Source organism: Vibrio sp. R10-SG3-ISO10 (assembly GCF_059834185.1).
This window is the reverse complement of the sequence record NZ_JCBDHG010000011.1, coordinates 55,864-81,087: the sequence shown is the minus strand read 5'-3', so window position 1 is coordinate 81,087 and position 25,224 is coordinate 55,864. Positions and strand designations below refer to the sequence as shown.

Annotated in this window: 21 protein-coding genes; 13 read left to right on the top strand and 8 right to left on the bottom strand. The window is 43.6% G+C overall.

Annotated features, from left to right (window positions below):
• Window positions 1–198: 198 nt before the first annotated feature.
• A complete protein-coding gene (locus tag AC6R16_RS05140) occupies window positions 199–2,640 on the bottom strand; it encodes an ABC transporter permease (RefSeq protein ID WP_500673790.1) in 2,442 nt (813 codons plus the stop codon).
• A gap of 2 nt (window positions 2,641–2,642) precedes the next feature.
• The gene (locus AC6R16_RS05135; RefSeq protein WP_500640988.1) at window positions 2,643–3,314 is read right to left on the bottom strand and encodes an ABC transporter ATP-binding protein; all 672 of its coding nucleotides are present in this window, start codon (window positions 3,312–3,314) and stop codon (window positions 2,643–2,645) included.
• Here AC6R16_RS05135 and tesA point away from each other — a divergent pair.
• From tesA to AC6R16_RS05095, 8 genes are all read left to right on the top strand, one after another.
• Window positions 3,313–3,912, top strand: a complete 600-nt coding sequence (gene tesA, locus AC6R16_RS05130) for a multifunctional acyl-CoA thioesterase I/protease I/lysophospholipase L1 (RefSeq protein WP_500640987.1) — start codon at window positions 3,313–3,315, stop codon at window positions 3,910–3,912. The genes AC6R16_RS05135 and tesA overlap by 2 nt on opposite strands.
• Before the next feature lie 77 nt (window positions 3,913–3,989).
• A complete protein-coding gene (gene fabV, locus AC6R16_RS05125; protein ID WP_500673789.1) occupies window positions 3,990–5,180 on the top strand; it encodes an enoyl-ACP reductase FabV in 1,191 nt (396 codons plus the stop codon).
• A 216-nt stretch (window positions 5,181–5,396) separates the two neighbouring features.
• Window positions 5,397–7,319, top strand: a complete 1,923-nt coding sequence (locus AC6R16_RS05120) for a bifunctional diguanylate cyclase/phosphodiesterase (RefSeq protein WP_500673788.1) — start codon at window positions 5,397–5,399, stop codon at window positions 7,317–7,319.
• 78 nt (window positions 7,320–7,397) lie between these two features.
• A complete protein-coding gene (locus AC6R16_RS05115; RefSeq protein WP_500673787.1) occupies window positions 7,398–9,053 on the top strand; it encodes a P-loop domain-containing protein in 1,656 nt (551 codons plus the stop codon).
• A 64-nt stretch (window positions 9,054–9,117) separates the two neighbouring features.
• A complete protein-coding gene (locus AC6R16_RS05110; protein ID WP_500673786.1) occupies window positions 9,118–9,639 on the top strand; it encodes a GNAT family N-acetyltransferase in 522 nt (173 codons plus the stop codon).
• A 153-nt stretch (window positions 9,640–9,792) separates the two neighbouring features.
• Entirely contained in the window at window positions 9,793–10,554 is a 762-nt protein-coding gene (locus AC6R16_RS05105; RefSeq protein WP_500673785.1) for an ABC transporter permease, read from the top strand.
• The gene (locus AC6R16_RS05100) at window positions 10,538–11,239 is read left to right on the top strand and encodes an ABC transporter ATP-binding protein (protein ID WP_500673784.1); all 702 of its coding nucleotides are present in this window, start codon (window positions 10,538–10,540) and stop codon (window positions 11,237–11,239) included. The genes AC6R16_RS05105 and AC6R16_RS05100 overlap by 17 nt, the downstream gene beginning before the upstream one ends.
• Window positions 11,240–11,248: 9 nt before the next feature.
• The gene (locus tag AC6R16_RS05095; protein WP_500673783.1) at window positions 11,249–12,196 is read left to right on the top strand and encodes an ABC transporter substrate-binding protein; all 948 of its coding nucleotides are present in this window, start codon (window positions 11,249–11,251) and stop codon (window positions 12,194–12,196) included.
• Window positions 12,197–12,255: 59 nt separating this feature from the next.
• On the opposite strand, the gene AC6R16_RS05090 is transcribed toward AC6R16_RS05095, so the two are convergent.
• Together AC6R16_RS05090 and AC6R16_RS05085 are read right to left on the bottom strand one after the other, a co-directional pair.
• Window positions 12,256–12,873 (bottom strand): DNA-J related domain-containing protein, encoded by a 618-nt coding sequence (locus AC6R16_RS05090; RefSeq protein WP_500640982.1) that lies wholly within the window; start codon window positions 12,871–12,873, stop codon window positions 12,256–12,258.
• A gap of 132 nt (window positions 12,874–13,005) precedes the next feature.
• Window positions 13,006–13,845 (bottom strand): isopenicillin N synthase family dioxygenase, encoded by an 840-nt coding sequence (locus AC6R16_RS05085; protein ID WP_500640981.1) that lies wholly within the window; start codon window positions 13,843–13,845, stop codon window positions 13,006–13,008.
• 230 nt (window positions 13,846–14,075) lie between these two features.
• On the opposite strand from AC6R16_RS05085, the gene AC6R16_RS05080 reads away from it, so the two are divergent.
• Window positions 14,076–14,687, top strand: a complete 612-nt coding sequence (locus tag AC6R16_RS05080) for a DUF2238 domain-containing protein (RefSeq protein WP_500673782.1) — start codon at window positions 14,076–14,078, stop codon at window positions 14,685–14,687.
• Here AC6R16_RS05080 and cutA read toward each other — a convergent pair.
• Together cutA and helD are read right to left on the bottom strand one after the other, a co-directional pair.
• Entirely contained in the window at window positions 14,651–14,971 is a 321-nt protein-coding gene (cutA, locus tag AC6R16_RS05075) for a divalent-cation tolerance protein CutA (protein WP_500673781.1), read from the bottom strand. The two genes, AC6R16_RS05080 and cutA, sit on opposite strands and share 37 nt — an antisense overlap.
• Window positions 14,972–14,980: 9 nt before the next feature.
• Window positions 14,981–17,041, bottom strand: coding sequence for a DNA helicase IV (gene helD / locus AC6R16_RS05070; RefSeq protein WP_500673780.1), 2,061 nt, complete (start codon window positions 17,039–17,041; stop codon window positions 14,981–14,983).
• Between the two features lie 242 nt (window positions 17,042–17,283).
• Between helD and yccS the strand changes: the two genes are divergently transcribed.
• From yccS to AC6R16_RS05050, 4 genes are all read left to right on the top strand, one after another.
• Window positions 17,284–19,452, top strand: a complete 2,169-nt coding sequence (gene yccS / locus AC6R16_RS05065) for a YccS family putative transporter (protein ID WP_500640977.1) — start codon at window positions 17,284–17,286, stop codon at window positions 19,450–19,452.
• Window positions 19,453–19,654: 202 nt separating this feature from the next.
• Window positions 19,655–19,816 carry a hypothetical protein gene (locus AC6R16_RS05060; protein ID WP_004743716.1) on the top strand — a complete coding sequence of 54 codons (162 nt, stop codon included), beginning with the start codon at window positions 19,655–19,657 and terminating at the stop codon, window positions 19,814–19,816.
• 53 nt (window positions 19,817–19,869) lie between these two features.
• Window positions 19,870–20,151 carry a hypothetical protein gene (locus AC6R16_RS05055; RefSeq protein ID WP_500640976.1) on the top strand — a complete coding sequence of 94 codons (282 nt, stop codon included), beginning with the start codon at window positions 19,870–19,872 and terminating at the stop codon, window positions 20,149–20,151.
• 88 nt (window positions 20,152–20,239) lie between these two features.
• Window positions 20,240–21,499, top strand: a complete 1,260-nt coding sequence (locus AC6R16_RS05050) for a hydroxymethylglutaryl-CoA reductase (protein WP_500673779.1) — start codon at window positions 20,240–20,242, stop codon at window positions 21,497–21,499.
• Between the two features lie 48 nt (window positions 21,500–21,547).
• Here the strand turns inward: AC6R16_RS05050 and luxQ are convergent, their stop codons facing one another.
• Together luxQ and AC6R16_RS05040 are read right to left on the bottom strand one after the other, a co-directional pair.
• Window positions 21,548–24,094, bottom strand: coding sequence for a quorum-sensing autoinducer 2 sensor kinase/phosphatase LuxQ (gene luxQ / locus AC6R16_RS05045; protein WP_500673778.1), 2,547 nt, complete (start codon window positions 24,092–24,094; stop codon window positions 21,548–21,550).
• Window positions 24,094–25,191, bottom strand: coding sequence for an autoinducer 2-binding periplasmic protein LuxP (locus tag AC6R16_RS05040; protein ID WP_500673777.1), 1,098 nt, complete (start codon window positions 25,189–25,191; stop codon window positions 24,094–24,096). Before AC6R16_RS05040 ends, luxQ begins: the two co-directional genes overlap by 1 nt.
• Between the last annotated feature and the right edge of the window lie 33 nt (window positions 25,192–25,224).

Below are 25,224 nucleotides of genomic sequence, written 5' to 3'. Positions count from 1 at the left end.
TTTTTCGAAAAAAAAATGAAAAAAACTGCTTGACTCAAAAATGGAGAAGTTACAAATAATCACTTTTGTGAATAACAAATCTTTGCTGAGCTACGCGTGCTCGGGGCTGAGAGAAAATTGAAGTTATCTACAGGCCAAGTTATCCCAAACTTTATCCACTGTTTTTGTGGATAACTGAATAACTTGACCTGCGTAATTTCAGCTAAACGCTTTATTGATAGGGGTTAAGAGACGATTTATCAAACTGTTCACAACTAAAGCAAGTGTGAAAAAAGTACCAATTGGTAGTAGAATCCAGAGCATCCAGTGCATCTGTGGTTGAAGCTCAAATCCGAATACCATTATCGCGCCTACAACGATTTCTGAGCCGACAATCGCGATAACACCTGCGATAAGCGCCATTAAACCATATTCGGCCCAGATGGTTTGTTCTACCCTCTTTTTACTTGCCCCCAAAGTACGATAAAGCTGAATTTCTTCTTGTCGTTGACCTAAGCTCAATCGAAGCAAAGTGAATATCAGTAGAAGACCCGATAGAACACCAATACCAGCAAGAAGTGTAATAGACCAGACAATCTGCCCTAACAGTTCCTGAATTTTTGCTCCCATCACTCTTATGTCCATTAAACTGACGGTTGGATGTTGACGTGATAGCTGATTGAGGAGAGGGTCATGCTCGTCTTCGACTTTAAAGCTCACTAAATATGTCGCTGGAATATTCTCTAGAACATCAGGCGTAAAGATAAAGTAGAAGTTTGGCTTCATATCCCGCCACTCTACATGCCTAATAGAATTAACTTGCGCTTTAACTTCAATACTATTGATAACAAATTCAAGTTCGTCACCAATACTCAAACCTAAGTCATTTGCGACATCTGCTTCTACTGAAACACCATGGCTTTGTGTCCACTCTCCTGATAGCACTTGATTATGCTCTGGAATACCGGTTGCAAAAGTGAAGTTAATTTCACGCCTTAACGCATCACTACCTTCTTCTCCCTTAGCTCTACTTTTTGCATCAACGCCGTTAATGTTCACAACACGGCCTCGAATAATTGGGTAGTCTTCTGAACGCGAGATCCCTGCATCATCAAGGACTTTTAGATAAGCGTCTTTTTCATAAGGGGCGATATTCAGAGCAAACGCATTAGGCGCATCTTTGGGCAAAGTTCGCTGCCAATCAGTCAGTAGGTCTGTTCTAACAAGCCACATGGTGGAAAGCAACATTAAAGAAAGCGCGAGTGCCCCAAATTGGATTCCTGTTGCCATTGTTGACCGATTAATCCTGCTTAACGCCAATTTTAGCGCTGCGTTAAGTGGGACTTTACCTAGAGCGCGAGTAACCAACACACTGACAAAGGCCAGTATTACAAATAACGCAACGATACCGCCCAACACAATCCATACTAACAGGTTGTCATAATAGGCTAGGAGCATGGGAATGATAGGAACCAACACCAACCAGTACCTGCCCTTTGAAGCTTTGGATTCTGCTTGAGGTTGCATGACGTTCACCGCACTGACATTCGTTAACCCCACCAGTGGAATCCCTAACGCAGGAATAGCGATTAGAACACTGGTAAAAACAGAAATGATGATCGGTTTCAAACCATAGGTCGGTAATGGGTTAGGCAGCAATTCGACAAGTGGAATACGCAATAGGTACTCAAGTACGACCCCTAAAGAAACACCAAGCATAACAGCCGCAATCAGTAAGATAGACACTTGAGTCAACAACCAGCGTACTATCCATTTTTTACTCGCGCCTAAACTCTTTAGCATGGCTATTGTTTTGCGGCGTGTTGTCACGTAGTGCTGACAGGTTAACACTAAGGTTGTCGCCGCCATAATCACCACAATGGCGACCGTCAGTGATAAATACTGCTCGGTACGCTGAAAAACTTCGTTAGTACGACTTGCGCTATTTTGATCTCTCCAGCGATCACTTGGCGTTAGCTCTATATTGGATTTTAAACGTTCGATATTTGCTTCATCACCATTAATGAACTTACTGTAGCGAACACGACTGCCTAACTGCACCGCTCCCGTGCGCTCGATGTCATCGCTGTGAATAAACGCTGAAGGCATCTGTTGAAAAGGATTAAAACTCAGCCCAGGCTCTTCCACTATTCGCCCTGTAACTATGAAATCAGCATCACCAAGAGTGACCGCGTCACCTATAGAAACACTCAGCTGCGAAAACAGTCGTTCATCGAGCCAAAGTTCGCCTTGCTTAACATGGCTGTAGTTTTGCTCGTCATCAGAGAGCACCATCTCTCCTTGCAACGGATAAAGACTATCGACCGCTTTGACCGTGATAAGCTTCATGCCGTTATCACTAAACGCCATGGTTCCGAAGCGGGTTTGTGAGGATGTTGTAAGCTCATTTTCTACAGCAAGCGTCTCAAATGACTCACTAATCGGGTTCGATGATATAAATACCGTGTCCGCAGTTAGCGCCTGTTTCCCCTGTTTAACAACAACCTGCTCCATTCGCTCTGCTAACGCTGTTAACGCGAAAATACAGGCAATGATCAGGATTAGAGCGATAGTGACAGGCCAAAGTTGCCCTTGCCTAATCTCACTAACGCTCCATTTAACTAACCGCCTATTCAAAGAGGCAGAAGCTGAATCAGACATGGTTAATCCTCCAACTTGCCAGCTTTCATCTTAAAGGTTCGATCACAGCGCTCAGCTAATTTTGAATCATGTGTAACCAACACGAGTGTCGTGCCATGCTCTTTGTTAAGAGAGAACAACAGTTCCACGACTGTTGATGCGGTTTGTTGATCTAAATTGCCCGTAGGTTCATCAGCAAATAGTATTTTAGGCTGAATCATAAATGCACGTGCCAACGCAACACGTTGCTGCTCCCCACCCGAAAGTTGAGAAGGAGAATGATGAATACGGCTGCCAAGGCCAACAGATTCTAACAAACTGATTGCTCGTGCCTTGTCTTCCGGCTCTCCTTTCAGTAAACAGGGCAAGGTGACATTGTCTAGCGCAGACAGACTAGGAATAAGAAGAAAGCTTTGAAAGACAAATCCGACAGACTCACTGCGTATAGCCGCACGCTCTTCGTCCGTAAGACTATGAAGTGGCTTACCTAAAAGATCCACTTCCCCTTGTGTCGGCGTATCTAATCCTGCTAGCAGAGTCATCAGCGTCGATTTTCCTGCCCCAGAGGTACCAACAATCGCGACACTCTCCCCTTCTTTGATGTCTATATTTACATTATCAAGGATTGTTAATTGTTCTTGTTTGGTAGAGACTATTTTAGACAATGATTGTGCTTTGATTACGGATGTTTGCATGTTTCGACTACTTTCCCTTGTTCTTATAATTTTGTCTGTAAGTCCTGCTTACAGCAAAACCCTTATGATTCTAGGTGACAGCTTAAGCGCTGGTTATCAAATGCCTATTGAACAGGCCTGGCCTTCTCTTCTTACGGATGACCTTGCCAAAAGCGGTCAACAAGTATCGGTCATCAATGCCAGTATCTCTGGTGATACCACTGGCAATGGTCTGGCACGGCTTCCTCATTTACTCCATCAACATAACCCAGAATATGTCCTCATAGAGTTAGGTGCTAATGATGGTTTACGTGGCTTTCCAACCGGCATTGTCCAAAAAAACCTGTCTGACATGATCACTATGATTCGAGATTCAGATGCAACACCACTGCTTATGCAAATTCATATTTTGCCTAATTATGGAAAACGCTACACCGAAGCGTTTGCCTCTGTCTACCCGAAAGTGTCACAAAACCTTGATGTACCTCTGCTGCCCTTTTTCCTTGAAGGCGTCATCATTAAGCCTGAATGGATGATGTCAGATGGTTTGCACCCTAAGCCGGAAGCTCAACCATGGATTTCAAATTTTGTTGCAGATGAGTTAATAAATCACTTCTAATTGCTTCAGCTCAATAAACTTTACAAAGCTTTACGCTAGCTTGGGTTAGTTGCCAATCGTTGGCTAAAGGAGACCGTATGATTATTGAGCCCATCATTGATGGTGTTGTCGCGCGTAGTGCCCACCCGCTTGGCTGCGCGCAATATGTATCCAATCAAATCGAATATGTAAAGTCTGCCAATCCAATTAAGCAAGGTCCGAAAAGAGTGCTCATTATCGGCGGCTCTTCAGGCCTTGGTTTGGCGGCCAGAATCGCCCTCACTTTCGGCGGGGCAAAAGCTGACACCATCAGTGTCTCATTTGAAAAGTCACCGTCTGACCAAAGTTCCGGTTCAGCGGGATTCTACAACAACTTCTATTTTAAGAAGTTTGCCGAGCAAGAAGATAGACTCGCCATCAATATCCACGGTGATGCGTTTTCGACACAGGTCAAAGATGACGTAATTGAAGCGATAGAAACCTATTTCGAAGGAGAAGTAGACCTCGTCATATACAGTTTAGCCAGTGGTGTTAGACCTAACCCTGAGACAGGTGAACTATGGCGTTCCGCTATAAAACCCATTGGCGAAGAGGTAACAGGCGATACACTGCTATTAGAATCGGATAAATGGCATCAAACAACGCTTCCAGCGGCAACAGAACAAGAAGCTTTGTCGACGTTAAAGGTCATGGGTGGTGAAGATTGGGAAGATTGGATTAACGCCTTGATCAACTCAGAGTCAATTGCTCAGGGTTGTAAAACTATTGCTTTTTCGTACGTAGGGCCTGAGTGTACTCACCCTATTTACCTCGACGGTACGCTAGGAAGGGCTAAAATCGACCTACACCAAACCAGCCATTCGTTAAATCTCAAACTCGCTAACTATGGTGGAGGAGCCTATGCCACTGTGTGTAAAGCTTTGGTGACCAAAGCGAGTGTTTTTATCCCTGCACTTAGCCCTTATATCATTGCGCTTTACAAAGTCATGAAAGAACAAGGAACGCATGAGGGCTGCATCGAGCAAATGCAGCGTCTTTTTGCTACAAAACTTTATCATTCAGGTCCGCCCCCTGTTGATTGTGAACGCTTGATTAGAATGGATGACTGGGAGTTAGATCCAACCACGCAACAACGCGTGACTGAACTGCTCGAAATACTGAATGAATCAAACTTTAAACAACTTGCCGACTATGATGGGTTTAAGCAAGAGTTTCTCAATTTGAATGGATTTGGTTACGAACATATTAACTATTTAAACGACATAGATATTGACAATTACATCAAATAAACTTGTTGTTTAAAAACGACCTCTCATTTATGAGACAAACATATAGACAGAGCCTTAAACAACCGTTTAGGGCTTTTTTTTAGCGGATCCATGATGCATGCTAACTCTCAAGTTTGCGTCAATTACTTAATCTTTGTTTCAATGACTGTTTCTACGACTATTATTAAAGAGAGCAAGGAATGCTCGGATTGGTACACTAGCCCACAGGGATCAAATATGTCTAAGTTGAATACAGGGACGATTACTATTCCTGAAGACATGAGTGATAATTGGCAAACCATCGTCAATCTACTCGCAGAGATAGTTAACGTTCCTGCAGCATTGATTATGAGGATACATAAAGAGCATATTGAAGTATTCTCAGCAAATAATAATCGCACTCACCCTTACCATGTCAGTGATAGTGAAAAGCTAGGGCAAGGTTTGTACTGCGAAACTGTTGTAAACAGTAATAGGCAGCTTGTTGTCCCCAACGCCTCTGCTGACGAAAAGTGGCGTAACAATCCAGATATGAAATTTGGATTACTTGCTTATTGCGGCTTACCCGTACGTTGGCCAAATGGTGATATGTTCGGCACGATTTGTGTTTTGGATGATCGAGAAAACCCGTTTGGCGACACATACCAACAACTACTGGTCTCCTTTCGAGACTCAGTGGAAGCTCAACTAAAAACACTTTATCAAAATCACTATTTGCAACAGCTAAATCTGGAGCTTGAATCTAGGGTCAGCACTCGCACTCAAGATCTCGTCGATCTGAACTATTCTCTCAACTTAGAAATCGACAAACGCCGTGCCGCTGAACGTAAAGTTCGTTATCAACAATTGCATGACCTAGGTACAGGCTTTTTGAACAGAAGTGCTTTGGAGTCAGAAACACAACAACTGCTCGACACCTTACCTTTAGAAGCTCATCTAGACGACCATTTTAAAATCGGCCTTTTACACATCGGTTTTACTAACGGACGCCGAATTCAAGCTAAATATGGTTATGGAGCTTGGGAAGATGTCCTTAAGGAATTCCGTCAGCGACTCACTCATCACACCGAGTTGAACGTCATCACAGCCAGACCATCATCGACAGATTTAGCGTTTGTTTTCAGAACCCATCATTACGAAAGTGATATCAATACTTTGTGTCGAGAACTTGTCGAAGTGAGTCAAACTGAATTCATCGTAGAAGGCGAACACCTGCACTTGCATAGTTATATTGGTGTGGCAAGTTCTGACGACACCCAGTCCGCAAAGTCATTGCTTAAGTATGCGGCCGAAGCAATGCAATCATGCAAAGATTCCGGGCATAAATTTAGTTTCTATTCTCAAGATATTTCAGACACCCAAAAAAACATCAGCCAGCTTGAGAGTTACTTACTACAAGCGGTCCGAAATGATGACTTATTGCTCTATTTCCAACCAAAAGTGTCGCCGCTGACTCATCGTTGGATTGGTGCTGAGGCCCTACTTCGTTGGCGTCACCCCATTCTTGGCGATATTTCAAATGAAACATTGATACATTTGGCCGAACAGAATGGTCTAATTTTTGAAGTCGGAAGCTTTGTCCTTCGTTCTGCAATACAGAAAGCGGCTGAATGGGCGAATCATGTCAACGATTTTGTCATCAGTGTCAACGTTTCAGCTGTGCAACTTCAAAGTCCACAGTTTGTTAATCAGGTACAAGATTTGTTGGTTGCTTACCAACTACCAGCACGCTATTTAGAATTGGAAGTGACAGAAAGCGGCTTAATCGCGGATGAGATTGTTGCACGTAATACGTTGATTTCCCTTAGCGACCTAGGCGTGACATTGTCACTTGATGACTTTGGTACCGGTTATGCGTCATTTAATTATCTTAAGAAATTTCCATTTGATGCTATTAAGGTTGATAAAAGCTTTGTACATCAGTTGTCACACAGTGATGAAGATAAAGAAATCGTCCGCTCTATTATTTCAATCGCCAAAAAGCTTAACCTTAAAGTCACAGTTGAAGGCATCGAAAACAGCGAGCATGAGTCCTTTATACTGGCGGAAGGCTGCGACATCGGTCAGGGCTTCTTATATGGTAAGCCAATGCCATATGATGAGTTTGAAGCCCACCTACTAAACCAAAATAATTTATCTCCCAAGTACTCATACTCCTAGTAAGCTCACAATCACTTTACTCTGAGACGAGCGATTTCTATAATCCTCGTCTTTCTTGTTCCCACAATAGAGATCAATATGGATCAACTCTCCGCTGCACTGAAAAAAATAGAAAAGCAAAACTACCATGCCTACCAACAGATCAAAGGCCAGTATGATTTTGGCGACTATACATTCCATATTGATTATGTTCAGGGTGACCCTTACGCCTCTGCGTCGCGTGTTCGTGCCGTTCGTCCTTGGTCAGTCACAGGATTAACTTGGCTACGTGATACATCCCCTTCATATCAAATTGCAGCCCGCGATTTTATAGCGCGAAGCTTTGCCCAGTTTGCCAAACAAGAAGCGAGCATCAGCATTGCACTGACAGGTCAAACAGTGCTGGATAACACCGCCGTGTTGTTTACCGAAGAAGGGATTGAACTGAGGTTTAGAATCAACTTACCAGCAGAAGGTCGATCAGTGCTCGGTAAAAAAACTGATAACATACTGACCTTCCATCTACCTAAATTTATTCGCAAAGCGACGCTGGAACGCGAACTCGATCAACAAGCGCTGATTAAGCACTGCCAAGTGATTGAAGATCAAGCGGCTCTACGTAGCCAATTAGAAAGCAAAGGGCTGCTTGCGTTTGTCGGTAACGGTTCTGTCTTACCTCGAATTTCAGGAAACTGTGACTTGCCGATGAAAGAGGCCGTTGAGTTTGTCGCACCTCAAGCGCTTGAAGTGACTTTAACCACCCCGAATAACGGTGAAGTTAAAGGTTTAGGTATTCCTAAAGGAATCACGTTAATCGTCGGCGGTGGCTTTCACGGTAAATCAACCTTGCTCAACGCCATTGAGCGTTCAGTTTACGATCACATCCCGGGTGATGGCCGTGAGCGCGTGGTAACGAACACGCTCGCTATGAAGATAAAAGCGGAAGATGGCCGCTGTGTCCATTCGCTTAATCTATCTAATTACATCAACCACCTGCCTATGGGTAAGGATACTTCAGATTTTTCTACCCAAGACGCTTCGGGTTCTACATCACAAGCCGCTTGGCTGCAGGAGTCCATTGAGTCCGGCGCTAAGGCCATTTTGATTGATGAAGATACTTCAGCAACGAACTTTATGATTCGAGATGAGCGCATGCAGGCGTTAGTGAGTAAGGGTGATGAACCAATTACTCCTTTGGTAGACCGTATTGCACAACTTAATGAACAACTCGATATTTCAACCATCGTCGTCATGGGCGGCTCTGGTGACTACTTAGATGTTGCTGACACTGTCATTCAAATGCATGACTACCAAGCAATCGATGTGACGGAAAAAGCCAAACAAGTCGTCCAATTACATCCGACACAAAGACAAAATGAAAGTGAATCTAATCTTGAGTCATTCCGCCCGCGAGGATTTAACTGTGCAGCGCTACAGAAAATATTGAGCGAAGGTAAATTCAGAATCGCCGCCAAAGGACGAGACTCATTAAGATTTGGTAAAGAGTACACTGATTTAGCGGCCTTGGAACAATTAGAATCAAATAACGAACTCAATGCCGTTGGCTGGGTTTGGTTTCAATTCGCTCAGCAACCTGGTTGGTCTAAGCTTCCAGCCAAAGATATTGAACGCTACTTAAGTGACGATTGGTACACAACCATGCCAAATCAAGGTGACTTAGCCAAACCGCGCGTACTTGATGTTCTAGCGGCCCTCAATCGCATGCGTAAGTCTCAATTTCGACCTTCCAAATGAGGTTAAAACTGTAAACTGATGTATAAAGCGCCTATTGATTGGGCGCTTTTCTTTTCTAACTACTATGAACTTCACTATTACCACTTCAAATCTCATTCTTCGCGACTTCACTCCATCAGATGTAAAACATTATGTCGACCAATGCCAAGATCCTAAATACCAACGCTATTACAACGAAGAAGATTGCTCAGTAGAAAAAAGTACCCTACTTGCAAATATGTTTATTGAACAAGCTTTAGAGTCACCACGAACCCAGTACCACCTAGCAATTCAGTGTAAGTTCTCAGGCCACTACTTAGGTCTTGCAGCGTTACGCCTGGAGCCAAACAATCAAGCCTCAATCGGCTGCGGCTTGGCAAGAAACAGGCAAGGAAAAGGTGTTGCTGAAGAAGCGATGCTCGCCTTGGTTAACTATGGGTTTAATCAACTTGATGTGATGCGCGTCTACGCGGAGACACTCTCTAGCAATAAAGCGGCGATAAGACTCTGTAAACGTGTTGGTATGTCGATTGATTGTGAACGCACCAATGACCGATTCTTCAAAGAGAAATGGTGGACCACAACCGTTTTACATAGGACGCGTTAACCTTTATTCCCCTCTTTTACCTAGACTCATTTTTGGTCCGATATAGCCACCCTAAACAACTCAAACATCCAATCACGTCTATTTGTAATTTGACATCAAACGTTTATTTCATTATTGTGCACAGCATCTAAGAATAGTTATCATTTTTAATCAATGAACTTAAGTTCTCAATCTTCTCGGACTTATTGGTTAAAGTCTATCGTTGTCCCTACCTTTATCGTAATTGTATGGCACTTGGCCACCGTCTACGGTGATATCAGTAGTTACATCTTGCCTTCACCTATTACGGTCGTCTCTGCATTCACAGATATGTTAATGAGCGGTGAACTAGCCGAACACATACGTGCTAGCCTCCAGCGAGTTGGGATTGGGTTCGGTACAACAGCTGCAATAGCGATTGCATTCGCCATGCTATTTGTTCGCTTTCAAGGTCTATACGATTACTTCGAATTTCTATTTGAATGTCTGCGTGCCATCCCTGCTTTGGCATTTAGCCCTTTGTTTATCGTCTGGATGGGAATTGGTGAAGCGCCAAAGTTGATGATCATACTATTTGCCTCGTTTTTCCCAGTGTTTCTCAACGCATATGGTGGCTTACAAAGCGTAGATAAAAAATACCTAGAGCTGGGCAAAAGCCTTGAGCTTAGCCAGCGTGAAGTCATCAGACATATTCGCTTACCTGCCGCCATGCCGCAAATCATCACCGGGCTTAGGCTTGGGTTTGGGTACAGTTGGCGAGCATTAATGGGCGCAGAACTTATTGCCGCAGCGTCTGGCCTTGGTTTTCTCATTGTTGACGCTGAAGAACTGGCTCGAACCGATAAAGCGATGGCAGGAATCATCGTCATTGGCGTGCTTGGCTTTTGCTTAGACTTTATCTTCAAGAAGGTTACCGCTCATGCTATCCGTCACTAACCTTTCCAAATCTTTTGATGATCCTCAGCAAGGAAAATCCTATGTCCTTAAGGACATTGATTTACGTATCGAAGCCGGTGAGTTTGTCGCCATCTTAGGTAAAAGTGGCTGTGGAAAAAGTACGCTGATTAAATGCCTATCAGGGATGCATGATGTCTGTAGTGGGCAGATTCAGGCTGCGAGTAACTTGGTTTCAGGGTACGTGTTTCAAGAACCTCGCTTGTTACCTTGGTATACTGTCAAACAAAACCTGCAACTCGCATTCAATAAACAACAGCGGAACTCCCACGAGACGCTCAGCGCCATTAAGAGCGCGTTAACGTTAACGGGCATACTCGACCAAATTGACGCACACCCTAATCAACTTAGCGGAGGCATGGCTCAACGCGTCGCCATTGCTCGATCTTTGTGTCGAAAGCCAAATCTTCTTTACATGGATGAACCATTCAGTGCATTGGATGCTTTAACCCGTCAAAAGATGCAGACCGAGTTAAAACGTATCCATCAGAAAACACAATGTAGCGTTGTTTTCATAACTCATGATGTGAGAGAAGCCGTTGCACTCGCCGATCGTATTTTAGTGATTGAAAGCGGCGTTTTTAAATTTGAATACAACGTAAGTCAATCCGGTTTAACACGTGACCAACTTACACAAACAATAATCCAGCAATCATTCAACTACTAGGAGAAATCAGTGAAAAAACTTATTGCGGTCTGTGCTGCGGCTGCTTCAATTGTGTGTAACAGCGCTTTCGCAGATACAAAAAAAGTCGTTAACGTCACTTACGTGCCTACACCGTTTAATCTGCAGCTTATGGTTATGCGTGAGCAAGGGATCCTTGATCAAGAACTGGCAAAGCATGGTGCTACTGTCGAGTGGCACAAAATCAGTTCAGGGGTTCACCAAGCGAAGGCAATGGCGGCTGGCTCGGTAGACATCGCTTCCGTGATGAACACAAACTCTTTTCTGATGGCAAACCGTGAAGGAAATAGCTTAAAAGTGATTGGTACTGTTGCGCGACCAAGCAAAATTTTCTCGCTGGTCGTCTCACCTAAATTTGAAGGCGATATCAAAGCGCTAGCCGGTAAGAAAGTAGCGGGTGTCAAAGGGACTGTAGTACAACAAATGCTTGTCGCGCAGCTCGCTGCTAATGACATGACTCAGTCGGATGTTAAATTCATAAATATGGCGACACCGAAAGCATTTAATGCATTAATGGCTGGCAGCGTTGATGCTGGTCTTCTTACTTCAAGTTATATCCTCAAAGCTCAAGATGGGGGTGCTCGCGTCCTTGCAACAGCAGATGGTTACATCAACCCAATTCTAATCAGTGCTACAACAGATAAGTTTGCTTCTGAAAACCCACAGCTAGTTGAAGCCTTCCTTGAAGCTCAACGTAAAGCGATGAATTACATTAAAACAAATCATCAACAAGCAATCGCAATTGGTGCAAAGGAACACGGTGTATCTATTGAACAGGCAGAAAAACTAACGGATTGGTCTGCGCTAGCCAGTTACTTCGGTAAGGCAGATATGCAAGCGTTGAAAAACGACACTCAGTTTTTAGTAGAAAACGGCCTAATGCGCGATGGACTAGATGTAGAAAACTTAGTCGCCCCAACGTCGGCAACTTACCTGTAACCATCCATTAAAAACTAAAAAGGTCATGCTAAGCATGACCTTTTCTTTAACTTCTCGATTCAGTGACGCAAGATATTCCAAGCCTCACACAACACTCTGAATCTATCGCTATCACCATTATCTCGATCAGGGTGCCATTTTAATGCGAGTTTACGCCATGTTTTGCGTATCTCAGTTTGAGAAGCGTCATGCGGCAGTTCAAACAAGCTTAATGCTTTGGCGCGATCCATCTCTTTGCCATTGGTACTTCCGACAAACTCACGGTAACGGGTCCAGAACTCATTAAGAAGACGTTTCACTTCTCCCTCTTCTGCTTCATAGTTTTTCCAATGGATATAGTAGTCCCTTAGAGGATCATGGTGATCCACTTCATGGCCAGGCACTTGATGTGAAGGCATCAAAATAATATCCATAGCTTGCACCTGTAACCAGTTATCGGGATAGAGTGTTTCCTGTAACTGATACAAAGCATTCATGATTAGAAAGTTGCGTTTAAACAAGTCCTTTTCTGGTGAATCGTCAAGCAATGGAATGAAACCCAAATCACCAAGATGAGAAGCTAGTGTATGAACTTTCCATCCACTTGGCTTTTTCCGAAGTACTTCAAGAATTGGCCAAAGCAAAGGGTTTTCCATGTATTGCTGAAACTGCGCTGTGAGTTCTTGTCGTTCTTGCATAGACTACCTTATCTCCTTCCTTTTCAATAAATGACATAAAGCGTCCTTTGTCGAGTTTCTACATTGATAATTGTCGCCTGCGCCATAAAAAAAAGAGCCGCATTCGCGACTCTTTCCTTATTGAGTTTATGGTTAAATAACACCCAACTCGCGAAGGCGCTCCATAAGATAGCTGTCTGCAGTATGACGTTCAGAAAGCACAACTTCAGGCTTAGGGTGCAAGAACAATGGCAGTGAGATGCGCGACTGCTCTTGACGAGCGCCAGTCGGATTAATCACTCGGTGCGTCGTTGATGGGAAGTAACCACCCGACGCTTCTTGCAACATGTCGCCAATATTGATGATTAAGTTGCCAAAGTCACACGGAACGTCTAGCCAGTCACCTTCTTTACTCAAAACCTGCAATCCAGGTTCGTTTGCAGCTGGCAATACGGTTAATAGGTTAATGTCTTCGTGTGCCGCAGCACGGATAGCACCTGGCTCTTCATCACCAGTCATTGGCGGGTAGTGAAGAATACGTAATAGTGTCTTGTTGCTTCCATTGATCATGTCTGACAGTGCAACAGAGAACTTTTCTTGAACTTCCGCAGGAGCGTGAGCTTCGACCCAACCTAAAAGCTCTTCAGCAAATGCATTAGCTCGGTTGTAGTAATCCATGATTTGCTCTTTTAGCTCTTCAGGCATTTGCCCCCAAGGGTAAACGTGGAAGTACTCTTTAATATCTTTTACTGTATGGCCCTTTGCCACTTCAGAAACACTCGGTGGGAAGTAGCCGTCTTGTGTTTCTACATTAAAACGAAATTCATTTTTACGCTCAGTCATAAAGAACTTGTACCAATTCTCGTAAATAGACTCAACGAGCTCTTTTGGAATTGGGTGATTCTTTAGAACACCGAAGCCTGTTTCACGTAGAGACGTAACAAACAGTTCGGCAGCATTTTCCGCTTGATAATCGACAGTTTCCAGTTTCATGACTTTTACTTTCTAATAGTTATGTATGTGAGCAAACGATTGTAGTTGTGACAAATAAGTAAAGCAAACGATAAGCTACGAGTGACATTCATTTGAATACAGAGTGTGCAAAAAAGCTAAGTTTCAACATATTTTGTGACTACGAGCGGATTTTGAGCATCAAAAAAAACAATTGTACAGTGTTTTATTAAGTGCCATTATAGACCTGTATCAATCAAAGGAGAGATTTGATGAATAGTGGTTATTCAAAAACGTTGATTACACTTTCAATTGCCTACAGCTTCGTCTTTTTGTTTTCAGCTATAGAGCCTTTGTCACGCGCGGTTTGGTTAGCGGAAATTATCCCAGCAGCATTAATATTCGGGGTAATATGGACAGTGTCACGCAACTATCGGTTTTCGAATACCGCATACCTACTAATGTTTGTTTGGTTATCCCTACACACTGTTGGTGCCAAGTATACTTTTGCGGAGGTCCCTTTCGATTGGTTTAATCAGCTTATTGGCTCTGAGCGCAACAACTTCGATCGCGTAGCGCACTTCTCTATAGGACTTTATGCCTACCCGATTGCAGAATACCTTATTGATAAGAAAAAGGTTGGTTTTGGCATTGCAACGAGCTATGCGCTATTTGCTATCATGGCACTAGCAGCGGGATATGAAATCATCGAATGGTGGTACGCTGCCCTTGCCGGTGGTGACGAGGGCATCGCATTCTTAGGTTCACAAGGCGATATCTGGGACGCTCAAAAAGATATGTTGATGGATACACTAGGCGCAATCAGTTCTCTGGTATTACTGACTGCTCAGCATCGAGTATTTTCTTCTATCCACGCCAAATAAGGATTAAACCCTTCAACAAACGGAACTTGGACGATTTGCGGCACATCGTAATCATGTACTGATGCGATTAGCTGTTCAAGTTCCGCATAGCACGCCTTCTTTGTTTTCATGATCAACAAGGTTTCTTTGTCACTACACAGCGAGCCATTCCATACATAGTGGCTTTCTATTGGCATAGTCTGGATGCAGGCCGCAAGCTGCTTTCCGAGAATTGCACTTATAATGCTCTGACTGTTTTCCACACTATTTGTCGTCGTCAAAACGATACAAAATTGGCCGCTCATTACTTTCCCTTATTTTTGATTGATGATTGGGTAGTCATCATTGATTAGTTCTTTAACAAAGCTTGAACCACTTCCGGTATAGGTGATCCATACCTTTCTCTTAGCGCGTGTCATTGCGACGTAGAAAAGCCTTCTTTCTTCCGCATATGGGTACTGGTCATCAGATTGGGTTAGCGCGCCATCAATATGTAGAGCTTTCACACGAGTTGGAAACTGCCCTTCATCTACATTTAGGACAATAACAAAATCCGCCTCTTTACCTTTACTGGCGTGACAAGTCATAAATTGAATATTCAATAACCCGAAACGCTTTTGCCAATCCCCGAGAAGTTCAGGTTTGTGGTAATGGTTTCGACCTAGCAACAAAACGCTCTGTGTTGATTTAGCACTTCGATTGAGCTGATCAAGCACCTTTTCAACGTTAGCGATAGGCGTCAGTGTCACGGCTTTCGATTTTTGCTCTTTATGACTGTTCAACTGTTTTTCTAATTGAGCAGGGTTTTGTTGCACAAATCGATTGGCTACTTCACCGATCTGGTTATTGAATCGGTAAGTTGTATCTAAGTGATGAACGGTCGAGTGAGGGAACCGCTCTGCAAACCCTGTCGTGAGATCCACGTCTGAACCTGCAAACTGGTAGATCGATTGCCAATCATCACCTACCGCAAATAAAACGCAGCCTTGTTCTTGTCGGCATAGAGCTTCGATCAATGCGAGCCGCTGGGGCGATATGTCTTGATATTCGTCGACCATAATGTAACGCCAAGGTGCCTTAAACTTACCTTTTGAAACGTATTGCGTCGCTCGGGTTATCATCAGATTAAAGTCGATATGACCTTGCTCTTTAAGCTGTTGCTGCCAAGCTTGGAAACAAGGCCAAACTAAGGCGAGCTCACTATTCAGGCGCGTATACTCAGGATGGTCAACAAGCCTCTGCTGAATTTCTTTTTTTGTTGTTCCCGTGGCTGATAATTGCATGAGTTGTTTTTCCAACCACGCTATTAATTTAGGGTTTTCAACATGACTGCCCAACTCGTCATCACCTGCGAGATACGCGATAGGCCATTTAGAAAGATGTTTTTGCCAACGTTTAAAGTTTGTCGGCGTCATCCAGTGCTTTTTGAGCCAGTCGATACACCAATTTTGACGTTGATTATCTTCCAAGGCCAACGGGGAAATAGTCACACCCTGAGGGTCTACTTGATTTAGTATATATAGGCCAAGTTGATGGAACGTATTAACTTTTACGCCTTCCGCACTTAACCCGATTTTGTCACTCAAACGCTGATTCATTTCTTCAGCGGCGTCTCGACCAAAAGCTAACATCAGGATGTCTTCTGAGCGGGCTAAATGACTCTGAAGTAGATAAGCAACACGAGCCGTAAGCACACTTGTCTTGCCCGAGCCTGCCCCCGCTAAGACAAGATTGTTGTCGTCATTGAGTAAAACCGCCCTTTTTTGCGAGTAATTTAAAGGTGAGGTTTCGATTTGTGAAAAGAGCACTTGCCAGTTCTCAAGCTCGGTCTCCATCCACTGCTCGTTCCTTGCTCTTAATTCAGTATCTGAGCGAATAATCCAAGGTTCAATGCAAGCCATTCGACTTGGCATGCGTAGCATCGCATCGTCGAGCGTAATCTCCATTTCGTGAAGATCTTTGGTTATCTGGTCTCGCCACTTTTCAACTGTCGAGTGGGTTAAAAAAGAAGGTTGCTTAGTAAAGCGTTGTACGCCATCCTCCCACTGAGGCAAATACTTGATCAGTTGCTGACACTGATTTTTATGCCATTGTTGATACGCAGCAACCGCGTATCTGGCAAATTCACGACATTTGCTTAAAGGAAGTCCTTGTATTAACCAGGCTCTCTGCTGCCCTTCATGGTGGTGGGCAAAAAACATCAAGCTGCCCCAGATAAGGCCATTTTTAACTTGTACGCGACCACTCCAAACATTAAACGGGATATGCTCTTCGCTTGATTCCGAACTGAGTATAAGTGAATCTGACGTAATTTCGATGTGGTAGTATTCGTGTTGAACAAAAAACTGTGCAGTCTTGTTAGCGGTTAGCTGCATTCTTTTTAGCCTATAATCTGTCTTATCAACATCATAACTGAATTACCTTTTCTTTTTTAAGTTTCAAGCAAAATTTCTCGTTAAGGTCCCTGTTTTAAACCACAATTTGATCAATTCAATAGCGTCAACCTGTTTGTTGCTCAAAACTTCTGCAAACTCTCTGGTATCTTTATTTAGATCAGATCGTTACCATATAAGCCATGCTAATGTAGCTCCACTTGCGAATACAAAGTTATCTGATAGTGAATTTATATAGTCAGCTCCGCCATTTCTGGGCAAACAAAACGTTTAACTATAGCCTTCTAATACTCGTCACCCTTTTAGGCGTGGTGATACCGACATGGTACTTGCAACTCAATACACTTATTGTTCCTTTGATTCTGGGGATTATAGCCGCGGCTCTTGCAGAAAGTGACGACAGCTTCACTGGAAGGTTAAAGTCCCAATCGTTAACTTTGATCTGTTTTGCCATCGCCGCTTTATCCATTGAAATGCTATTTGCTACACCGTGGCTGTTCGCTGTTGGTCTTTTTGTTTCAACATTCGGCTTCATCATGCTGGGTGCTATAGGTCCTAGATACGCTAGCATCGCCTTTGGTTCATTGCTCATTGCTATCTATACCATGTTAGGTGCGCATGAAAGCACCAATGTTTGGTTTCAACCTTTAATGCTCCTGACTGGTGCAACCTGGTACTACTTTGTTTCTATGGTTTGGCATGCACTATGGCCAATGCAGCCCGTTCAGCAAAACTTAGCGAATGTGTTCCTTCAGTTAGCCAACTACCTCGATTCGAAAAGTCAGCTATTCTATCCGGTTTCTAATCTCAAGCCTCAGCCGTACCGTATTGAAGAAGCGCGGCTCAATGCCGCAACGGTTAATGCACTTAACTCTTGTAAAGCGACGTTTTTAACTCGTTCTAAGCGCGGCCATGTAGACGGTGCCAGTGACCGATTCTTAAACACCTACTTTCTCGCTCAAGACATTCATGAACGAATCAGTTCAACTCACTATCGCTACCAAGAGCTTGCAGAGCATTTTGAACGTTTTGATATACTCTTTCGGTTTAAACACTTGCTTCAAAACCAAGCAACCTCGTGCCGCGAGATCGCTGAGGCGATACGACTCGGTAAAGAATATCAACACAACGATGACTCGGTTTTAGCGCTTGATGAGTTACAGAACTCTTTAACCTATCTTCAAGACCAACAAAACCCTAAGTGGCGTTTGTTACTTGCTCAGCTCGGCTATCTGTTCAATAACTTAGCGACGGTTGAAAAGCAGCTAAGCAATGTTAATAATCCAGATACAAATAAACTAGAAGAAGACGTTTTAGACGATACAGAAGCTCACACCTTGAAGGTAATGTGGCAACGCGTAAAATCAAACTTCACTAAAGACTCGATGCTTTTCAGACACGCGGTAAGGATGTCAATAGCATTGACACTCGGTTATGGCATTATTCAGTTGTTTGGAATTGAACGCGGTTACTGGATTTTGCTAACGACACTATTTGTTTGTCAGCCCAACTACAGTGCCACGAGACAAAAACTGGTTGCCCGCGTACTGGGTACTTTCGCTGGCATATTTATTGGCGTACCACTTTTGACCCTCTTTCCATCACAAGAGAGCCAGTTATTATTGGTCGTGGTATCGGGAGTCGCGTTTTTTGCATTTAGGCTCGCAAACTATGGCTACGCGACTGGCTTTATCACTGTCTTAGTGCTGTTTTGTTTTAACCAACTAGGACAAGGTTTTGACGTTATCCTTCCACGTATCGCTGATACCTTGGTTGGCTGTATTCTCGCCGTCGCCGCAGTAACCTTTATCCTTCCCGATTGGCAATCAAAGCGTTTACATAAAGTAATGGCAGACGCTATTGCGGCCAATCAGCACTATCTTGGTCAGATTATTGGTCAGTATAGAATAGGCAAAAAGGACAGCTTAACGTACCGAGTCTCAAGGCGAAGCGCTCACAACCAAGATGCCAACTTAACTGCAGCGATTAGTAATATGCTTGCAGAGCCAGGTCGATATGTTGCTGCTATTGATGAAAGCTACCGCTTCTTAACCCTAAACCATGCCCTTCTGAGCTATATCTCAGCCTTAGGTGCACACAGAACACGCATCGCTGATGAAGAGACTCACAAATTAATTCTCGATGCCCATCGCGTTATCCACCAGCACCTGAACGTGTTATTTACTCAATTAAACGAACACTGTAATACATGTGACACAACTGATATCGACGATCCGGTACTGGAACAACGATTAGCAGAGTGGCGCGAAGAGGATGACAGTTCAGTGCGTATGGTATTGCAGCAATTGCACTTGGTTTACCGAATGCTGCCAGAACTGCATTCCCTCGCAAGCAAATTTGCAGTTCGTGTTTCGCATAAATCGGCTGAATAATAGCCTGTGTTAGTATTTTTATTACGCAAAACTCCGCAGCTGCTTACTTATTCTTAACATGCCCTGACATTGTTCGGACAAAAAACCGACAGTGTCAAAATAAACTTGTCTGTACGATTATTCGTACGAGAGTAAGACGATGAAAGGAGACATCTCTTACCTGTATAAATCTGATACATCAACGATTGGCAGGTGCAAAAATATGACTCCCCAACAGTTTGAGGCAATGAGAGCTCAGCTCAAATCACTCACCCCTCAGCAACTGAGAATGCTAAGAGGCGAGATCAACAATAAGCTCGATTCTGACGATAGAGTCGTGGTGAATGATGAAGAGTTAAAAATGATTTCGAGCCTATTTTCGTAGCACAACTTGCTCAAAATGCAAACACACCTTAAGCTTAAATTAAGGAGGTGCTTATGCCTGTTTCTTCTGTTCAGTCTGGCTATCAAATCATTGATATGTCATCTAAGATGGCTGAAGACGCTGCGCATGAAATTCAACGTAGTCAACAACTCCAATCTATGCCAAAAGACAATACCTACGACTTCAATCAAGTAGAGTTTAAAGTCGCCCCTCCACCTTCAAATATTGAGTCTCTGACAAAACTGACTAGTGCCGAACAGTACAGTAAAATTGGTACCAATGTTATGCAAAGAGACCAAGAAATGATTGGGACGCTTTTAGATATTCATGTTTAGCGACTAATTTGTAGCAATCCGTTAAGCAACCATTGTGTTCCCTACTCCATACGCTAGAATGCTCGCAAATTTATCGCTTTAAGCCGCAATGCCGAAATTAAATCTTTCTCGCCAAGATAAAACACTTTTCACCAAAACAGAATCCGATGGTTCTACATTAGAACAAAAACTCAGTCCGCACTTTGAACGTTCTACACTCAGGTTAACTCCAAGCCCGTATATATCAGAGAAGGCTATTGCGAAACGTTGGTCTAAGCTAGAACATCTAACGCAACAAGATCTATTACTCGATGCGCAAACTCTGGCTCACGCAGAACTCTATAACAAGAACATAGAACACTTTATTGGTACGGTTAAGCTCCCCGTAGGCGTCGCTGGCCCCTTGAGAGTGAATGGTCTTCACGCTAGCAATGATTATCTTGTTCCACTCGCGACAACAGAAGCTGCACTGGTTGCTTCATACAATCGAGGTGCCCAACTGATCACTAATGCGGGCGGTGCAAGCGCAATGCTAATCAATGAAGGAGTTACGCGCACTCCGGTTTTTATATTTGATTCATTGGTAGACGCAGGTCAATTTGTCGCTTGGGTTGTGACTCAGTATGAGCACTTTAAACATCTTGCTGAGTCTACAACTTCACACGGTACGTTGCATGATATCAACGTCAATATTGAAGGTAATCATGTTTACCTTGTGTTTGAGTATCATACTGGTGACGCGTCTGGTCAAAACATGGTAACTATCGCAACCAATGAGGTTTATCACTACATATTAGCGCACTCTCCTATTGAGCCCAGAGAAGCATTTCTTGATGGCAACTTGTCAGGCGATAAAAAACCAAACTCGCATACGCTGCGCCATGTTCGCGGCAAGAAGGTCACGGCTGAGATCCATCTAGACAAAGAGCTGGTTGAGAAATATCTCCACACTACACCTGAAAAAATGACACGTTTTGGCCAAGTCACTACAACCGGCTCTGCCCTAAGCGGCGGTATCGGCGTCAATGCGCACTATGCCAATGCATTGGCAGCTTTCTATATTGCCTGTGGTCAAGACGCGGCTTGTGTCGCTGAGTCGGCCGTTGGCATCACTCGGATGGAAGTAAATCAAGACGGTGGTTTGTACGCATCTGTTACCTTACCCAACTTGATGGTTGGCACTGTTGGTGGTGGTACAGGCTTACCGACGCAAAAAGCTTGCTTAGATATCATGGGGTTACACGGTAACGGAAAGGCGAAGGCGTTAGCTGAAGTTGCAGCAGCTTTATGCTTGGCTGGTGAACTCTCTATCGTAGGTGCGTTTTGCGCTGATCATTTCTCTCGCGCTCATCAAAAACTCGCGCGATAGACGCTAACCATTTTGGGGCGCTTCCTGTTTAGGTCGCGCCTTTTGGTATTACTCTACTAACGAGTAGTGATGCTCTTTAAAGTAGATAAAGGCTTTGTTTAATGCCGCTTCTTTGATTGGTTTGACAATCACATAATTTGCCCCTGCCCGTAGAAACTCATTTTTAGTTTCTTGCATACCGTCTGCGGTACATGCATAGATAGGGACACTAAGCCCTAAATCACTACGAATGATTTCGGTCGCTTCAATACCACCTAAGTTGGGTAGTTGATTATCCATTAACACTAAAGAGATCGATGAATCTGTCTTTAGCAGATCAATCGCATTGATACCATCTTCTACCCAAGACACTTTCATCCCGTACTTCTCACAGAAAGCTTTCGCAATGAAGGCATTGGTATGATTGTCTTCTACCAAAAGTACATGAAGAGTTTCATTAAACAAGGTTGCAGGATCAGCCTCAAGCCCTCCACCACTCACTACTTTCTCAGTGCCAATCTGGAGCGGGACATTGACGGTAAAACGAGTACCTCTGCCAACGGCACTGTTTACGCTAACCTCACCTTCCATCAGATTGACAAGACTGTGGACGATTGCCAAACCTAAACCGCTCCCTCCGTATTCACGCGTGGTAGTCGCTTCGGCTTGTACAAAAGGTTCAAAAATATCCTTTAGACGTTTTTGTTCAATACCAATACCGGAATCCTGTATATCAATCGTGAATATGCAGCCTCCATTTCTACGTTCCCGGTTCAGAACGATTCGTACGCTGCCCTCATGGGTAAACTTAACGGCATTGCTGACTAGGTTGAAAATTATCTGATTTAAGCGCACTTGATCACTGTACACCCATAAATCATCTTCAATGTTGCTCTCTACAATAAATTCAACTTCTTTACTGTCGCAAAGTGGTTTAAATATTTTATCTACAGTACTTGTCAGCTCTATAAGCCTGAAAGCACTTTTCTCAATGTGAAACTTTCCTTGCTCTATTTTTGAAAAATCAAGAATATCATTCAATACAGCTAACAAATGCTCTCCGCTGTTGCAAAGGATATCCATATGCTCAACATCTTGTTCGCTTTCCATTTTGCCTTTTAGCAGCTGAGAAACGCCGAGGATCCCATTCAGCGGCGTTCTTAACTCATGGCTCATACGAGCGAGGAAATCCGCGCGTGCTCTCGCTGACTCTTCCGCCTGCTCTCGCGCCGCCTCACTTTGACGTTCAGCCTCAATAAAGCTCGTAATGTCTTGCCCTTGAGCCATGATATGCGTGATGTGACTATCGCTCGAGATAGGCGATAGATTCCAACGAAATGTCTTGTTCGCTATGGTAGTGTTAATACCGGTAAGTGTCGCACCTTGTGCACACATTCTGATATGAGGTTTTAAACTATCAATAAGCTGTTGTTGCGCTTGGCCTCGACGAAATGATCTTTCAGCGGCTGGATTAAACCGGCTCAATTCTCCGTTAGCCTCCCACAAAGTGATAGGAGACAAGGAAAAATTAAACAGTTCTGTAAACTGCTTCTCTTGTTCGTGCAACCGCTTAAAAGAACGTTCAAACGAGTTTCCAATTTGGTCAAACTCTTCAATACTCGAACCGACAAACTTACTGACTTTCTGTTCTTGTATGGTCGCATCGGTATAGTGCATCAAACTTTGTAATTCATTTGATACTCTTTTCCCTAACCAAACCCGAGTGTAGATTGCAATGCAAATGACCAGAATAGTGGTAATCGTGATCCAAATATAATGACTGCGAACAAACGTCATGACGTGTTCGTTGCTCTGTACCGTGTATACGGAAAGAAAAGTTGGAACATTATTAACCGTTAGATCAGTTCTAGACACCATATAACGGCTTGCATTGAGTGATTTAGAAGCTTGTTCTAACCACTCGATGTGTTTAGTGCTCTGTTTTTTTGTGTTTGTCGCAATGACCTCTGAACCAACAGCCAGCAAAATCTCGTCGGCATTACCGCCTTTCGCAATAGCATTTACAAGCGCAAAGTTGTTGTTTAGCACAATCCCTATGTATAGATGCCCGACAACCTCACCAGAGCTGATGTCGACTATCGCCGTGCGACGCATACCTAGGTAACGTACACCCAGAGAAGATGGTGTCTGCGAAATATGCCACTCAGGTCCGGTCATCATTTCCTTGCTTAGATGATTAATCTGGCTCTGAGACATGCCATAAAACTGATAGTTGCCATCATCCCAAATCAACTTGTTTCCGCTTCTGATATATCGAAAGTCCGGCGCGACATCAGGTGAAAGTTGATCAATGCTGTTGAAAAAGCGGTCTAAAGAGTGTGCATCTTCCTCCTGGGTTCCCTCTACCAGCAATTTATTTCGACTATAGCTATCTTGTGTAATTTCCAGCGATTTGATTCTAAGATTAAAAATCTCTTGAACAAGGCTTTTCGTCTGTTGCTTAGTTCGAGCTACTTCTTGCTCAACAACATCACGATTCACCTGATAGTTCTGAAGCACTATCACCACGATCAATACACCAATGCAAAGAAAGATTGAATTGGTAAGAATTGTCGCTAATTGGCGCTTTCTGCCTTGTTCTTTAGTTAGTCGCATTACTGATCAGAGTACCTAAATGCACGCTGCTTAAGCTTTTCTATACGTGCAGAACTGTCTTTATTCGTAACTAGCTCGAAATCACCTGAGTATACGTGGGGGACGCTGCGTCCTTCGAGATCCCATTTGATCGCTTCTGCCATCGCAATACCAGTATCATCATTCATACGCATTGCCGTAACGTTTAGAGCGCCTTCGCCAATTGCTTTTAATTCAGCAGTACCGCCTCCCCAGCCATTCAGTAGGACATCTTTCCTACCCAGTTCCGCAAGTGCATCTGCCGCTCCAAGCGCCACATCTGTTGAACAAGCATAGATAAACTGGATATCCGGATCTTTGCTCAGAGCAACTTTCGCGGTTTCATAGCCAGAAGATCGTGTCGCTTTGGTGTAGAACGAGGAGGAAAGCTTATAGGTGTCGTGATGGCTCATCTCTTCTATAAACGTATCGCCTCTAGCGTCACTCACATAGCCTTCAGAAAAGTAGAGAACCGAATAACGGCTATCTTTAGGTACCATGTTTTTGTAATACCCCTCAATAACGCGTGTACCTTTGATGTGGTCAAACCCAACATACATAAAGGGCTGCTGCTCATCCCAAGCCCTTACCGGCGTGGTAATATTTTGTAAAATCAACTTGGTATCAGTCGAGCTCAACACATGCTCGATAAACTTACGATGTCGTGTGGTATCGAGCGTGAAAATAAGGTAATCAGCCTTGTTTTGAATGGCTTCTAGTAACGATAAGCTTTGTTGCCTTACATCGACACTCGGACGAGTAAAGACCTGATTTATTTCGTAGTTCACTCCAAGCTTTTCTAATCGCATTTCAAACGCTTTGATATTACGACTCCAGTAGTCAGAGACTTGCTGACCTGGGTAAACCACCGATATGGAGATAGGAGAAGATTGTTGCGCTGTTAGAGGGGTTGGATACTTTCTAACCGTTTGACTAAGCTGCTCGGTCAGTTCTTTTTGTTTTGGGTGTGCTTCTAGATATTCGTCATACTGCCAATATCCATTCAGAACTTGAGTGGTGTGAGCCGACGCTGAAAATGAGCACAATACCAATAAAGGCAATATTGCTTTTTTAGACATTTGGTTCTCTCTTTATCTAGCCAAACAGAACAT

What these genes read in the sequence shown, in the direction of transcription:
- AC6R16_RS05140 (WP_500673790.1), bottom strand. Translation starts at nt 2,640, where the DNA reads ATGTCTGATTCAGCTTCTGCCTCTTTGAATAGGCGGTTAGTTAAATGG.
- tesA (WP_500640987.1), top strand. Translation starts at nt 3,313, where the DNA reads ATGTTTCGACTACTTTCCCTTGTTCTTATAATTTTGTCTGTAAGTCCT.
- AC6R16_RS05135 (WP_500640988.1), bottom strand. Translation starts at nt 3,314, where the DNA reads ATGCAAACATCCGTAATCAAAGCACAATCATTGTCTAAAATAGTCTCT.
- fabV (WP_500673789.1), top strand. Translation starts at nt 3,990, where the DNA reads ATGATTATTGAGCCCATCATTGATGGTGTTGTCGCGCGTAGTGCCCAC.
- AC6R16_RS05120 (WP_500673788.1), top strand. Translation starts at nt 5,397, where the DNA reads ATGTCTAAGTTGAATACAGGGACGATTACTATTCCTGAAGACATGAGT.
- AC6R16_RS05115 (WP_500673787.1), top strand. Translation starts at nt 7,398, where the DNA reads ATGGATCAACTCTCCGCTGCACTGAAAAAAATAGAAAAGCAAAACTAC.
- AC6R16_RS05110 (WP_500673786.1), top strand. Translation starts at nt 9,118, where the DNA reads ATGAACTTCACTATTACCACTTCAAATCTCATTCTTCGCGACTTCACT.
- AC6R16_RS05105 (WP_500673785.1), top strand. Translation starts at nt 9,793, where the DNA reads ATGAACTTAAGTTCTCAATCTTCTCGGACTTATTGGTTAAAGTCTATC.
- AC6R16_RS05100 (WP_500673784.1), top strand. Translation starts at nt 10,538, where the DNA reads ATGCTATCCGTCACTAACCTTTCCAAATCTTTTGATGATCCTCAGCAA.
- AC6R16_RS05090 (WP_500640982.1), bottom strand. Translation starts at nt 12,873, where the DNA reads ATGCAAGAACGACAAGAACTCACAGCGCAGTTTCAGCAATACATGGAA.
- AC6R16_RS05085 (WP_500640981.1), bottom strand. Translation starts at nt 13,845, where the DNA reads ATGAAACTGGAAACTGTCGATTATCAAGCGGAAAATGCTGCCGAACTG.
- AC6R16_RS05080 (WP_500673782.1), top strand. Translation starts at nt 14,076, where the DNA reads ATGAATAGTGGTTATTCAAAAACGTTGATTACACTTTCAATTGCCTAC.
- cutA (WP_500673781.1), bottom strand. Translation starts at nt 14,971, where the DNA reads ATGAGCGGCCAATTTTGTATCGTTTTGACGACGACAAATAGTGTGGAA.
- helD (WP_500673780.1), bottom strand. Translation starts at nt 17,041, where the DNA reads ATGCAGCTAACCGCTAACAAGACTGCACAGTTTTTTGTTCAACACGAA.
- AC6R16_RS05060 (WP_004743716.1), top strand. Translation starts at nt 19,655, where the DNA reads ATGACTCCCCAACAGTTTGAGGCAATGAGAGCTCAGCTCAAATCACTC.
- AC6R16_RS05055 (WP_500640976.1), top strand. Translation starts at nt 19,870, where the DNA reads ATGCCTGTTTCTTCTGTTCAGTCTGGCTATCAAATCATTGATATGTCA.
- AC6R16_RS05050 (WP_500673779.1), top strand. Translation starts at nt 20,240, where the DNA reads ATGCCGAAATTAAATCTTTCTCGCCAAGATAAAACACTTTTCACCAAA.
- luxQ (WP_500673778.1), bottom strand. Translation starts at nt 24,094, where the DNA reads ATGCGACTAACTAAAGAACAAGGCAGAAAGCGCCAATTAGCGACAATT.
- AC6R16_RS05040 (WP_500673777.1), bottom strand. Translation starts at nt 25,191, where the DNA reads ATGTCTAAAAAAGCAATATTGCCTTTATTGGTATTGTGCTCATTTTCA.